This window comes from Natronolimnohabitans innermongolicus JCM 12255, assembly GCF_000337215.1.
Taxonomy (GTDB): Archaea; Halobacteriota; Halobacteria; order Halobacteriales; family Natrialbaceae; genus Natronolimnohabitans; species Natronolimnohabitans innermongolicus.
The window spans coordinates 12313-24656 of sequence record NZ_AOHZ01000082.1 but is presented as its reverse complement, the minus strand read 5'-3'; the positions used below and the strand labels follow the sequence as shown (position 1 = coordinate 24656).

General features: G+C 64.0%; 12 protein-coding genes. 9 read left to right on the top strand and 3 right to left on the bottom strand.

Annotated elements, in window-relative coordinates:
* Positions 1-48: 48 nt before the first annotated feature.
* Positions 49-1011 (bottom strand): transcription initiation factor IIB, encoded by a 963-nt coding sequence (locus C493_RS17325; protein ID WP_006108914.1) that lies wholly within the window; start codon positions 1009-1011, stop codon positions 49-51.
* Between the two features lie 162 nt (positions 1012-1173).
* Here C493_RS17325 and rnhA point away from each other — a divergent pair, with 162 nt between their 5' ends.
* Positions 1174-1767, top strand: coding sequence for a ribonuclease HI (rnhA, locus tag C493_RS17320; RefSeq protein WP_007260785.1), 594 nt, complete (start codon positions 1174-1176; stop codon positions 1765-1767).
* 95 nt (positions 1768-1862) lie between these two features.
* The gene (locus C493_RS17315; RefSeq protein WP_007260784.1) at positions 1863-2504 is read left to right on the top strand and encodes a DUF7108 family protein; all 642 of its coding nucleotides are present in this window, start codon (positions 1863-1865) and stop codon (positions 2502-2504) included.
* A gap of 61 nt (positions 2505-2565) precedes the next feature.
* On the opposite strand, the gene C493_RS17310 is transcribed toward C493_RS17315, so the two are convergent.
* A complete protein-coding gene (locus C493_RS17310) occupies positions 2566-2925 on the bottom strand; it encodes a PadR family transcriptional regulator (RefSeq protein WP_007260783.1) in 360 nt (119 codons plus the stop codon).
* A gap of 205 nt (positions 2926-3130) precedes the next feature.
* Between C493_RS17310 and C493_RS17305 the strand changes: the two genes are divergently transcribed.
* From C493_RS17305 to C493_RS17300, 3 genes are all read left to right on the top strand, one after another.
* Entirely contained in the window at positions 3131-3664 is a 534-nt protein-coding gene (locus C493_RS17305) for an inorganic diphosphatase (protein WP_007260782.1), read from the top strand.
* Positions 3665-3842: 178 nt separating this feature from the next.
* A complete protein-coding gene (locus tag C493_RS24090) occupies positions 3843-3965 on the top strand; it encodes a hypothetical protein (RefSeq protein ID WP_275039840.1) in 123 nt (40 codons plus the stop codon).
* A gap of 328 nt (positions 3966-4293) precedes the next feature.
* The gene (locus tag C493_RS17300) at positions 4294-5637 is read left to right on the top strand and encodes an alkaline phosphatase family protein (protein ID WP_007260781.1); all 1344 of its coding nucleotides are present in this window, start codon (positions 4294-4296) and stop codon (positions 5635-5637) included.
* 70 nt (positions 5638-5707) lie between these two features.
* Here the strand turns inward: C493_RS17300 and C493_RS22325 are convergent, their stop codons facing one another.
* Positions 5708-8611: a PAS domain-containing protein gene (locus C493_RS22325; RefSeq protein WP_007260780.1), complete on the bottom strand. Its 2904-nt coding sequence runs from the start codon at positions 8609-8611 to the stop codon at positions 5708-5710.
* A gap of 121 nt (positions 8612-8732) precedes the next feature.
* Here C493_RS22325 and C493_RS17290 point away from each other — a divergent pair, with 121 nt between their 5' ends.
* From C493_RS17290 to C493_RS17275, 4 genes are all read left to right on the top strand, one after another.
* Entirely contained in the window at positions 8733-9152 is a 420-nt protein-coding gene (locus C493_RS17290; protein WP_007260779.1) for a DUF371 domain-containing protein, read from the top strand.
* 69 nt (positions 9153-9221) lie between these two features.
* Positions 9222-10082, top strand: a complete 861-nt coding sequence (locus tag C493_RS17285; RefSeq protein ID WP_007260778.1) for an endonuclease III domain-containing protein — start codon at positions 9222-9224, stop codon at positions 10080-10082.
* A 91-nt stretch (positions 10083-10173) separates the two neighbouring features.
* Positions 10174-10842, top strand: coding sequence for a 5,6-dimethylbenzimidazole synthase (gene bluB / locus C493_RS17280; protein ID WP_007260777.1), 669 nt, complete (start codon positions 10174-10176; stop codon positions 10840-10842).
* Between the two features lie 337 nt (positions 10843-11179).
* The gene (locus tag C493_RS17275; protein ID WP_049889446.1) at positions 11180-12310 is read left to right on the top strand and encodes an ABC transporter substrate-binding protein; all 1131 of its coding nucleotides are present in this window, start codon (positions 11180-11182) and stop codon (positions 12308-12310) included.
* The last annotated feature ends 34 nt before the right edge of the window (positions 12311-12344 follow it).

Genomic DNA, 12344 nt, shown 5'->3' with positions numbered 1-12344 from the left:
CTCGAGGATGAGAACGCGTCGAGAAACGGCAAAACGGTGCGAGACGGCTTAGCCGTGGATCCCCATCGCTTCGATCTGCTCCTGGTACCGATTCCGGATGGTGACCTCGGTCACCTGTGCGACGTCGGCGACTTCCCGCTGGGTCTTCTTCTCGTTACAGAGCAGCGACGCGGCGTAGATCGCGGCCGCGGCGTAGCCCGTCGGCGACTTCCCCGAGAGCAGTCCTTCCTCGGCCGTCTTCTCGATGATCTCGTTGGCCTTGGTCTGGACTTCTTCGGAGAGTTCGAGTTCGGAACAGAATCGGGGGACGTACTTTTTCGGGTCGACGGGGCGCATCTCGAGACCGAGTTCCTGCGAGATGTACCGATACGTACGACCGATCTCTTTGCGTTCGACGCGTGAGACTTCGGAAATCTCCTCTAGACTGCGCGGAATGCCTTCCTTTCGACAGGCGGCGTACAGCGCAGAGGTCGCGACGCCCTCGATCGAGCGCCCGCGGATGAGGTCTTCTTTGAGCGCGCGCCGGTAGATGACCGACGCAACCTCGCGGACCGACCGCGGGACACCCAGCGCGGAGGCCATTCGATCGATTTCGGACAGTGCGAACTGCAGGTTTCGCTCCCCGGCGTCTTTGGTCCGAATACGCTCTTGCCACTTGCGCAGTCGGTGCATCTGACTGCGCTTTTTCGAGGAAATTGACCGCCCGTAGGCGTCTTTGTCCTTCCAGTCGATCGTCGTGGTCAGTCCCTTGTCGTGCATCGTCTGGGTCGTCGGCGCGCCGACGCGGGACTTCTCTTGCCGCTCCTGGTGGTTGAACGCCCGCCACTCAGGACCGGGATCGATCTTCTCTTCTTCCACGACGAGCCCACAGTCTTCACAGATGAGCTCACCCCGGTCAGAGTCCTTTACGAGATTGTCCGATTCACACTCAGGGCAGGCACGTACCCCTTCCTGATCCTCGGTCTCGTCCGTCTCACGCGTTCGCTCCCGCTGGCGGGTGGACCGTGTCATCGCACTTTTATAGTAGTATCACCACACTATATAAGTCCTTGGGAAGTGTTTTGTCAGACTACACCGAAAGTGCCGAAATCGGCACACAGGCGCCTTCTCGAGCGAGGTTTACGATTTGGAACCGGAAAGACTTTATCCCGTTCTGGCCGACAACAGCTACGAATGCCGGTCATCGAGTGTGACGTCGAGACGGCTCGAGAACGACTCGAGGAAGCGGGCGTGTCGGTCGAACCCGGAAACACGGATCACGAGCGCTGGCGGGCTAGCCGCGGCTCAGCGACGGCTGTCGCCTACGACGGCAAAGTCGTGATTCAGGGCGGGAGTCCACAGGAGATCGAATCGCTGCTGCGCGAGGGCGGCGGGCGCGCACACGTCTACTTCGACGGCGGTTCCCGCGGCAACCCCGGGCCGGCCGCGATCGGCTGGGTGATCGTCACCGGCGACGGAATCGTCGCCGAGGACGGGGAGACGATCGGCACGGCGACGAACAATCAGGCCGAGTACGAGGCGTTGATCGCCGGTCTGGAGGCCGCCAGCGACTACGGCTACGATGAGATCCACATCCGCGGCGACTCCGAGCTGATCGTCAAACAGGTCCGCGGCGAGTACGACACCAACAACCCCGAACTGCGCGAAAAACGCGTCACCGTCCACGAACTGCTTCGCGAGTTCGAGGAGTGGACCCTCGAGTACGTTCCCCGCGAGGTCAACGAGCGCGCCGACGGGCTCGTCAACGAGGCGCTGGATCGAGCCTAGGCCGGCCAGGGCGACGACAGCGCGGCGAGAATCCGTCGAACTCGCTCGGCGAGCCCGATCAGCAAGGGAAAAGCCCTCGAGTGCGTACGACGAATATGGCCGATTCGACCGATCCTGCGAGCGGCGCCGACGCGAGCGACGATGCTCGAGACGACGCCGACGAACCGAACGACGAACTGCCCGCCGACGTCGTCGACGAGGCCGAACGCCTCACTCGGATCGCGCGTCAAACGCCCGATCCGAACGAGGCTGACGCCCGGCGCGAGCGGCGAGACGCGTTGCTCACCGACCACGAGTTCACCTCGCGTATTCGCGACGACGACGGCGACGACGTCCTCGTGCTTCACCCCGACGAGTGGCACGACGCCGACGCGGGCGTCATCCGGACCGACCGCATCGACGACATCTCGCGCGCGGTCGAAATCCGACTCGAGGGGACGGGCGATCCCGACGACTGGGACACCGTCGACGAACGGAACCGCGAACTGGTCGCCGAGGTTCGGGACGCCCACGGCGAGGTCCACGGGGACAACGCCGCCGCGCTCGCCGATTTCGTCGGCAACCACTACGCGAAGCGAATCGAGGACCTGACGGCGGCGGAGCTCCGGGAGTTTCGCGACGAGTACTTCGTGAGAAATGCCTGGCCGTCGAACGCACAGCGAGACGCGATCGAGGACTCGATCACGCTCGTTTACGAGACGGCCGACGAACCGGTTCCCGACGATCGGGAGCGGTAATCGCTCGGTGGTGCGACCGTGAGCGCAGTTGCGGCTCTGGTGGCTGCCGCAGTTGCGTCGTTCAGTAGCTGTTGTCGACGATTTCGGCGATCTCGTCGGCGCGGTCGTCGCCGGTGACGACTTTCGAGAGCGACCACTGGATGCCGTCGAGGACGGCGTCGTAGCCGTCGTCGGTCAGCGAGTACTGGTTCGTTCGCTTGTCGAGTTCGCTCTTCTCGACCAGGCCGAGCTCGACGAGCTCGTCGAGGTTCGGGTAGAGTCGACCGTGGTTTACTTCCGTCCCGTAGTAATCCTCGAGTTCGCGTTTGATCGCCAGACCGTACATCGGCTCTTTCGCGAGGATCGTGAGGATGTTTGTCTGGAACGCCGTGAGTTCACGCGCAATGCTCTGTTCGCCGGTGATTGATTGTGCCTCTGACATACTTGTGCAAATGTCACCAGACTATTTAAGACTTGTCAACTAATCCGTTGGGGTACCGATCGAGACCTCGTCGAACGGGGCCGACATCGCCGGACGCTGGTGGGTAATGCCCGGATAGCATCGTCAGGGTATCTGGTAACCGTCATTTAGCAATTGACACTCGATTACGAAAGTACTTTTTGATCCACCGTGGAGTTTCCGGTACATGGTCAATCTCTGGGAAGACCTCGAGACTGGACCGAATCCGCCAGAAGAGATCTACGCCGTCGTCGAGTGTCTCAAGGGCGAGCGAAACAAGTACGAGTACGAGAAGGACATTCCCGGCGTCGTCCTCGACCGCGTGCTCCACAGCAACGTCCACTATCCGAGCGACTACGGCTTCATCCCGCAGTCGTACTACGACGACGAGGACCCCTTCGACGTGCTCGTCCTCGTGGAGGATCAGACGTTCCCCGGCTGCGTCATCGAAGCCCGCCCCGTCGCCCTGATGAAGATGGACGACGACGGCGAGCAAGACGACAAGGTCATCGCGGTGCCGAGCGAGGACCCGCGCTACGATCACATCGAAGACCTCGACGACATCCCACAGCAGCAACTCGACGAGATCGACGAGTTCTTCGCGACCTACAAGAACTTAGAGGAAGGCAAAGAAGTCGAGACCCAGGGCTGGGAAGACAAGCAGGCCGCCTACGACGCGATCGAACACGCCCAGGAGCTCTACGAAGAGAACTTCCAGTAGTCACCGCCGACTGATCGACAACGGCTCGCCACACGCCGTTTTCTGTACGATATTACGCTCGCTTCCAGATACCGATCCGAGTTGCAACGAAATACCCACGGGTTATGGACACCCGTCCGCTGTATGCAGTATGAACATGGGTAATTTTATCCCCGTGGCAGCCAAAGACGTACTCGTTATGGCAGCATCCACTCCACCCCGTCCGTCGACCGAGGAGGACGACCGACCGAGCGTCGGTATGGCCCACCTGACGGTCGTCCCCGCGAACTTCGAGCCGGACGACGACGGAGACGACGAGTAAGGTTCTCGTCGGTAGCTGACCGTCGGATCGCTGTCGCGGTCCCCGTCCGTCGGCGCCACGTCCCACCATCCATTCTATCGCGCTCGAGTGCAGGCCAAGCGACTGATACGGACTGCTGTAAGTCGTTACCGGAGCGACCCCGAGTCGTCCTACGGTCGCTCCGGCAAAACGTTACAGCAGACCGTATGAACCACGCACTTCATCGGACTCGAGTGAGACTGGCGCGGTCCGAGATCCGACGCCGTCCGTGCGTGAGACGCTGTCATGCCCTTCTCAGTACAGTGTCTCGAAACGAACCTTCTTGTATGCGGTCGGACTACGGACGCCCATGGGTCTGTTCGATCGATTGCGGGGCGACGACACCCCCCGCGTCGCATTTATTGGGGTCGACGGCGTGCCGTACAGTCTCCTTTCGGAGAACGAAGAACTGTTTCCCAACTTCGCCGCGATCGCAGACGACGGGACGGCCGGCGAGATCTCGAGTATCGTGCCGCCCGAATCCAGCGCCTGCTGGCCGGCACTGACGACCGGAATGAACCCCGGCGAGACCGGCGTCTACGGCTTTCAGGACCGAGAGGTCGGCACCTACGACACCTACGTTCCGATGGGCCGTGAGGTCCAGGCTGATCGCGTCTGGGATCGCGTCCAAGAGGAGGGTCGCAAGGCGACCGTCATGAACGTCCCCGTCACCTTCCCGCCCCAGCGCAACGTCCAGCGGATGGTCTCGGGCTTTCTCTCGCCAGGGCTGGAGAAGGCGGCGTACCCGGACGACGTACGCGACTACCTGGAGACGCTCGACTACCGGATCGACGTCAATCCGAAACTCGGCCACGAGACGGACAAAGCCGAGTTCATCCAGGACGCCCACGAGACGATCGACGCGCGCTTCGAAGCCTTCCAGCACTACATCGAGGAGGACGACTGGGACCTCTTTTTCGGCGTCTTCATGACGACCGACCGGGTCAACCACTTCCTGTTCAAAGACTACGAGCGCGACGGCGAGTACAAAGACGAGTTTATCGAATTCTACCAGAAGGTCGACGACTACATCGGCCAGCTCCGGGACGCGCTGCCCGACGACGTCACCATGATCGTCGCCTCCGACCACGGCTTTACCAGCCTCGACTACGAGGTCCACTTCAACGAGTGGCTCCGAGAGGAGGGATGGCTCTCCTTCGACACCGACGACCCCGAGGAACTGGGCGACATCTCCGACGACACGAAGGCCTACTCGTTCATTCCGGGTCGATTCTACATCAATCTCGAGGGCCGCGAACCGCGCGGGTCGGTCCCCGAAGACGAGTACGATCGGGTTCGAGACGAACTCAAAGCCGACCTCGAGGCGCTCGAAGGCCCCGACGGGAACACGGTCGTCGAACGCGTCGTCGAGAAGGAAACGGCGTTCCGCGGCGACCACGACGATATCGCGCCCGACCTCGTTGCGATCCCGAACAAGGGCTTCGACCTCAAGTCGGGCTTCAAGGCCGACTCCGACATCTTCACGACCGGGCCGCGAAACGGCATGCACAGCTTCGACAACACCTCGCTGTACATCGACCACTCCGAGGCGACGATCGGCGACGCCGACCTCTTCGACATCGCGCCGACGATCCTCGACCTGCTCGACGTCGAGTACAGCCGCGGCGAGTTCGACGGCGCGAGCCTGGTCTAAGGAACTCGCGTCTTCCGACTCGAGCGAACCGTCTGTTTTCGACTGCGAAGCGCGCTCTGACTGCGTCCGATCAGTCGCCCGTTCCGGGTTCGTCGGATACAGCCGACAGCGTAAACGAGAACGTCGCACCCTCGTCGGGCTCGGAGTCGACCCAGATCTCGCCGCCGTGGCGCTCGACGATCCGTTCACAGACAGCCAGTCCGATCCCCGTCCCCGCGTACTCGCCGTCGACGGGGAGTCCCTCGAAGACCTCGAAGATCAGGTCCTGATCGCCGGGGTCGATCCCGATCCCCTCGTCGGCGACCGAGACCGTCCACGTCGATCCGTTCCGTTCGGCAGAGACGTGTACCCGCGGCGGCCCCTCGCCGCTGTATCGGATCGCGTTGGCGAGCAGGTTCTGGAACACCTGCCGCAACTGGTCGCTGTCGCCTCGAACGCGAGGGAGCGAGTCGGCGGTGATTTCGGCGTCGGTCTCGTCGATTCGCATCCGGAGGTCGTCGCGTGCGTCGTCGAGAACGTCCTCGAGATCGACCGGTTCGAACGCCTCGCCTTGCGTCTCGACGCGAGAGTACTGAAGCAGTCCCTCGATCATCTCGCGCATTCGGTCGGCGCCGTCGACCGCGAACTCGAGGAACTCTTCGCCGTCCTCGTCGAGCGCGTCGCCGTACCGGCGCTCGATCAACCGAAGGTAGCTCGAGACCATCCGCAACGGCTCCTGTAAGTCGTGGCTGGCCGCGTAGGCGAACTGCTCTAAGCGTCTGTTCGACTCCTCGAGGCGCGTGTTAGACTCCTCGAGATCGGCCACTAGTTCCTCGAGGTCGGCCCGGTACTGGTGGCGCTCGATCGCCTCGGCGAGGACGTTCGAGACGCTCTGGACGAACGTGACGTCCTCGTCCGTGTACTCTCGGGGCGCAGTGTCGTGCGTTCCGAGGATACCCCACGGCTCGTCGAACGGGCCGATAACGGTACTGATACCGGATCGAACGCCGTGATTTCGGAGCAGGTCGGGGCCGCCAAAACGCGTTTCGGACGAGAGGTCCTCGACGACGATCGGCTGATCGTTCGCCAGGGTGTAGGCGGCCTGCGAGTCTGCCTCGATTGCGGAAATCGTCGCTTCGCCGACGATACCGTCCCGCCAGCCGACCCCCTGTCGAAGCAAGAGCGTCTCGCCGTCGTCGTCGAGGTCGAGCACCTTGCAGTATTCGGTGTCGAGGACGTCGGCCACCTTCCGACACGCTTCGTCGATGAGTTCGTCCAGATCGTCGGTCTCGAGGGCGAACTGTCCGAGGTCGGCGACGATCTGCTGTTGGTGGGCCCGCCGCTCGAGTTCGCGCTCGCGTTCCTTGCGCTCGGTGACGTCGCGATCAGAGACGATGAGCGAGACGACGTCGCCATGCTCGTCGGTGACCGGCCTGAAGTAGCCGCTGAGCGTGTACTCCTCGCCGTCCGGACGCGTGAGGTCGGCCTCGAAGTCGACGTACTCGCCGGTCGCCGCCCGCTTGGTCCAGCGTTCGACGTCCGTGGCCACGCCGGCGCACTCGCCCGACTCGCTTCCGTCGGCCGCGTTCCACCACGGCGTCTCCCAGAACGGTTCGCCAACGACGTCCGCGAGGTCGGCGTCGACGTACTCCATCGCCGTCTGGTTGATGTCGAGGACGGTCCCGTCGGGTTCGAGCAGCCCCACCAGGATGTTCGGATCGTTGAAAATCGCCTCGAAGCGCCGCTCGGTTCGTTCGAGGGCGCGCTCGCGGATCTTGCGTTCGGTCACGTCCTGTGACATCGCCAGCACGGCGAAGACGTCGCCCTCGTCGTCCGTTAACGGAATCGTTCGGAACTCGAACGTGCGATCCTGTAACTCGAGTTCGAAGGCGGTCGCCTCCCCCTCGAGCGAGGTTCGGAACTGCGACTCGAGTTCGTCCTCGATCGGCGACGGATACACCTCTCCGATCCGTTTTCCCCTGAGTTCGTCGGCGTCGAAATCCAGCTTCTCGAAGCCCTGGCCCTCGACGAGCGTGTGTCGCAACTCGTCGTCGATCAGCGCGACGGCGCCGTTGGGGAAGTTCTCGGCGAGCGTGCGGTAGCGTTGCTCGGATTCCTCGAGGGCTCGTTCGCGGGCGTTCCTGTCGGAGACGTCGCGCCCGATTCCCGCCAGCACTGGCTCGCCGTCGGGCGTCTCGAGGCGCGAGGCAGTGAACTCGTAGGGGATTCGGTCGCCGCCGCTGGTCAGCAGTTTCGTTTCGACCTGAACGCGTCCCCGTTCGAACCCCGCATCGATCGTCGATTCGACGGTCTCACGGTCTGGACCGCCGATAAGCTCCGGAACGCTCATCGACGCGATCTCGGCGTCCGAATAGCCGGTCACCTCGTTGAGGCTTCGGTTCCAGCGCCGCAACGTTCCGTCGGCCGTGCACACGTAGAAGATGTCGCTGATGGCGTCTAACACGTCGTCGGTGTATCGTCTGTAGCGCTCGAGACGCTCGTTCGACGCCTCGAGTTCGGCCACCGTCTCCTCGAGTTCCGCCTGCGTCCGCTCGAGGTCGTTGTTTCGTTGCTCGAGTTCGTGCGTGCGCGTTTTGGCTCGCCCGTCGTGGAGGCCGACTGCGAAGCCGGCGAGGGTGCTAAGTGCCAGCAGTATGGGCGGGGCCGTCGTCGGCGAGGTGATGCTGGCGTCCGGCTGGAGGTGGTACAGGACCAACACGCCCGCCATGAGGCCGAATCCGGCGAGACACCACCGAAGTACGTCGGGATAGAACTGCTCGTCGACGTCGACCCTCGAGAGCCAGTAGCTCGCGGCGGCGAGCACGAACCCGGGCGCGGCGATCAGCAGCGTAATGACGAGGATGTCGCTGACGGTCGCCCCCTGGTCGAGTCGCAGATACGCCCGTCCGGCGGCGAGGACGACGAATAGCCACCCGAGAAGAGCGATAGACCGATTCGCCCCCCTCGGTGCGGAGAACGGATTCCAGTCGGCCACTACTACACGTATTCGAGGTGACGGTTATGGGCGTTACGGAGGGACGAGTTCGCGCTTCCCGAGGACCGGTACTCTCGCTCGACTTCGAGTTCGTTTTCCGCCCGGGGCCGAACCGGCAGGCATGGACGAAGTAATCCGCGCTCGCGGCCACGAGAACGTGACCGCCGAGCACGCGAGCACGTTCGAGGTGACGACCGACGACTATCTCACGCCGGCGGGCGACTGCATCCTCGCTATCGAGGCCGACCGCGCGCCCGCGGACTTCGATCCCGACTTCGTCGACGCGTGTCGGGACGCGGACGCGACGATCACGGTCGAAATCGAAGCCGGCGGCCACAGCGACTCGGTGACCGGACGGGGCGACCCCGACCTCGAGTTCACCAACGAGCGAAGCGCGGTCGGACGGACGAGCGACTACATCGACGACCGAACGATCCTCAACGGCGCCGCGTTCGCCGCCGAGGGGTTCGATCGGGACCTCGTCGCGGCGCTTGCCGACGGCGCCGAGGCGACCGTGACGATCAGCGTCGACGCGGAGTGAGGCGGACTGGGGCCGTACGAGACCCCGTCGTCCGCCGTCGTTTTGTCCCGCTGGCCCCAACGGTGCCGTATGAGCGACGATCGAGAGCCGTCGGTGAACATCAGCGGCGGCGTCGACGGCGGCGGCGTCGCGGCCGAGTTCGACCCCGCGACCGCCGACACGCGCGCGGAACGGGTCGTCGACCGACTCGGCGAACTGTACTGGGAGAAAACGTACGGCGGACAGGACGCCTTCACCTGCCTCGTTCGCACGATTCTGAGCCAGAACACGAGCGACAAGGCGAGCCAGCCGGCCCACGACGCGTTGATAGAACGCTACAACGCCGAAGGGGTCGACCTCGCGCGGGCGCTCGCCGAGGCCGAACGGTCCGCGCTCGCAGAGACGATCAGTTCCGCGGGCCTCTACAACCAGAAGTCCGAGGTTATCATCGCGACCGCCGAGTGGGTCATCGAGGAGTTCGGCTCCGCCGTCGCCTTCGACGAGTACGTCAAAGACGAGGCCCCTGAAACGGTCCGAGAAACCCTCCTCGACGTGCGCGGCGTCGGACCCAAAACCGCGGACTGCGTCCTGCTGTTCGCCGGCGGACGCGGCGGGGTTTTCCCCGTCGACACGCACGTCCACCGGATCTATCGCCGGCTGGGCATCGCACCCGCCGACGCCGACCACGAGGACGTTCGGGCCGTCCTCGAGCGAGAGGTCCCCGCCGCGAAGTGCGGCTTCGGACACACGGCGACAATCCAGTTCGGCCGCGAGTACTGCACCGCGCGCAAGCCGGCCTGCCTCGAGGATCCGGAGGCCTGTCCGATGGCCGATCGCTGCGAGCAGGTGGGCGTCTATCCCGAGACCGACGACGTCGTCGACCCGGCCGAGGCGCCCGAGGCGGACGGAACGGAGGGAACAGACGGACGGGACGACCACTCGAGCGCGTAGCGACGCGCACCGCACGGTGATCGAGCCCGTTTCGCCGGACGGCTGTCGCCGATCACCGACTTTATACAAATTCATTTTAACACAGACAATAATGGCTGCATTCAGCGATGCCGAGCGTGAGGCGGTGTACAAGACGATCTACGCTCGGCGCGACATTCGACGATTTCGTCGCGATCCGATCCCCGACGCCGTCCTCGAGCGCCTGTTCGAGGCCGCCCACCACGCCCCGAGCGTCGGCTTCTCGCAGCCGTGGGACCTCGTGGTGGTGCGCGACGAGGGGACGAAAGCCGACATCGCCGACATCGCCGACCGGGCGATCGCGGCCGCACGCGAGGGGTACCGAGAGCCTCGCCGAAGCGAGTTCGCCGCGTTGAAACTCGAGGGGATCCGCGAGTCGCCGGTCAACGTCTGCGTCACCTGCGATCCGACGCGGGGCGCTCCCCACGTCCTCGGACGGAGTTCGATGCGTCGGACGGACGTCTACTCGACCTGTCTCGCGGTCCAGAACCTCTGGCTGGCCGCCCGCGCCGAAGGGGTCGGCGTCGGCTGGGTGAGCGTGCTCTACCCCCACGAGGTTCGGGAGGTACTCGAGATTCCGCCCCACGTGAAGCCGGTCGCCTACCTCTGTCTTGGCTACCCCGAAGACGGCTTTCCCGACGAACCGGTCCTCCAGCGCGAGGGCTGGCGCGAGCGACTCGCGGTCGACTCGCTAGTCCACGAGGAGCGCTGGGAGGACGAGGCGGCCGACGGGAGTGAGTGACCGGTCGCGCCTACCCGCTGGTCGACGTCGCCGGGTGATCTGCGGTCGCCTCGAGAGCCCGCGCGTCTCAGTTACGCGCGTTTTCGCTGGTTCCGTGTTCGTCGACGACCGATCCGACGCCTGAGACGGAGTACCACCCCCCGAACTTACCAACACCACGGATCGACTGCGGTTTCGCCGAGAATCGAGGTGCGGGCGTACGAACCGCTCCGTTTCGACGAAACCCGAAACGACGACGGTGCGTCTAGCGCACCGTCCAGAAAGTGTCGACTGAGTAAGCTGTTGCCGAGAGTTCACAACCCATTTATGTCGCGATCAAAGAAGAACCGGAGCACCAATGGCTGCAGACCCAGATCGGGTTGCAGAGACGAGCGAGACAGGTTCCGAATCAGGCGCCGACTCGTCGGCGGTTTCGCGCCGAGGGTTATTGTCGGCGACGGCGGTCGGATCGGCGACCGCGCTGGCGGGATGTGCGGAACTCCTCGGCGGCGGGGACGGGCTCCGCGTGATGGTTTGGAGCGGCAACTACGCCGACCGGTTCGAGGAGGGCCTCGTGAGCCAGTGGGAAGAAGACCACGATACCGACATCCAGGTCGAGCGCGGCTGGGACGGCGTCTTAGAGCAGATTCGAAACGCGCCGGAGGACGACCCGCCGTTCGACGTTACCGTCGCGGAGGGGAACTTCTACTACTACGGTCGACAGGACGACCTCTTCGAGCCCATCGACCGGGACAACATCTCCAACGAGGACGAGATTATGGACTTCTTCACGGAGATTCGCGACCCCGAGTACGGGATGCCGGTCGACGGCGCACCCTGTACGATCATCCACCGCGAGGACGCCGACGTCGACCCCGAGACGTGGGCCGACCTCTCCGGTGACGCCGTCGCCAACAGCGAGGGCGTCGGCATCGACACCGGTTTCTGGTGGTACCCGATGTACGCCGCGGCGCTCGGGATGGGCGAAGAAGGCGACGCCGAGGTAATGTACGACGAGGACAACCACGAGGAGATCCTCGAGGCCGTCGATGACTGGGGCGTCGACGAGTGGGCCAGCTCCGGCGAGGACATCTGGCAGGCGTTCGACAACGAAACGATCGACGTCGCCCAGTGGTACTACGACCAGACGGCCTACGACATCGACGACGAGGAGGGGCTGACACACACGATGCCCGAGCAGACGACGGGCTGGATCAACAACTGGTGTGTCGTCCGCGGGACCGACAGACAGGACGAGGCCGAGGAGTTCATCGACTTCCTGCTCGACGCCGAGGTCCAGTCAACGTGGGCCGAAGACCATCCGATGATGTTCAGCAACGAGAACATCGACTACCCCGAGGAGCTCGAGGACGACCTCCCGACGACCGACGAGGAGGCCCGTGACGTCGCGTTCCCCGACTGGGAGTTCCTCTCGGAGCACGACGGTGATCTCTCCGAGGCGTTCGACAGTATGCAACACTCGTCCTAACCGAACCGACGTTCACTTCACGCTATTTCAACAG

Excerpts from the sequence above, each read along its gene's own strand:
- C493_RS17325 (WP_006108914.1), bottom strand. The coding sequence starts at position 1,011 with ATGACACGGTCCACCCGCCAGCGGGAGCGAACGCGTGAGACGGACGAG.
- rnhA (WP_007260785.1), top strand. The coding sequence starts at position 1,174 with ATGCCGGTCATCGAGTGTGACGTCGAGACGGCTCGAGAACGACTCGAG.
- C493_RS17315 (WP_007260784.1), top strand. The coding sequence starts at position 1,863 with ATGGCCGATTCGACCGATCCTGCGAGCGGCGCCGACGCGAGCGACGAT.
- C493_RS17310 (WP_007260783.1), bottom strand. The coding sequence starts at position 2,925 with ATGTCAGAGGCACAATCAATCACCGGCGAACAGAGCATTGCGCGTGAA.
- C493_RS17305 (WP_007260782.1), top strand. The coding sequence starts at position 3,131 with ATGGTCAATCTCTGGGAAGACCTCGAGACTGGACCGAATCCGCCAGAA.
- C493_RS24090 (WP_275039840.1), top strand. The coding sequence starts at position 3,843 with ATGGCAGCATCCACTCCACCCCGTCCGTCGACCGAGGAGGACGACCGA.
- C493_RS17300 (WP_007260781.1), top strand. The coding sequence starts at position 4,294 with ATGGGTCTGTTCGATCGATTGCGGGGCGACGACACCCCCCGCGTCGCA.
- C493_RS17290 (WP_007260779.1), top strand. The coding sequence starts at position 8,733 with ATGGACGAAGTAATCCGCGCTCGCGGCCACGAGAACGTGACCGCCGAG.
- C493_RS17285 (WP_007260778.1), top strand. The coding sequence starts at position 9,222 with ATGAGCGACGATCGAGAGCCGTCGGTGAACATCAGCGGCGGCGTCGAC.
- bluB (WP_007260777.1), top strand. The coding sequence starts at position 10,174 with ATGGCTGCATTCAGCGATGCCGAGCGTGAGGCGGTGTACAAGACGATC.
- C493_RS17275 (WP_049889446.1), top strand. The coding sequence starts at position 11,180 with ATGGCTGCAGACCCAGATCGGGTTGCAGAGACGAGCGAGACAGGTTCC.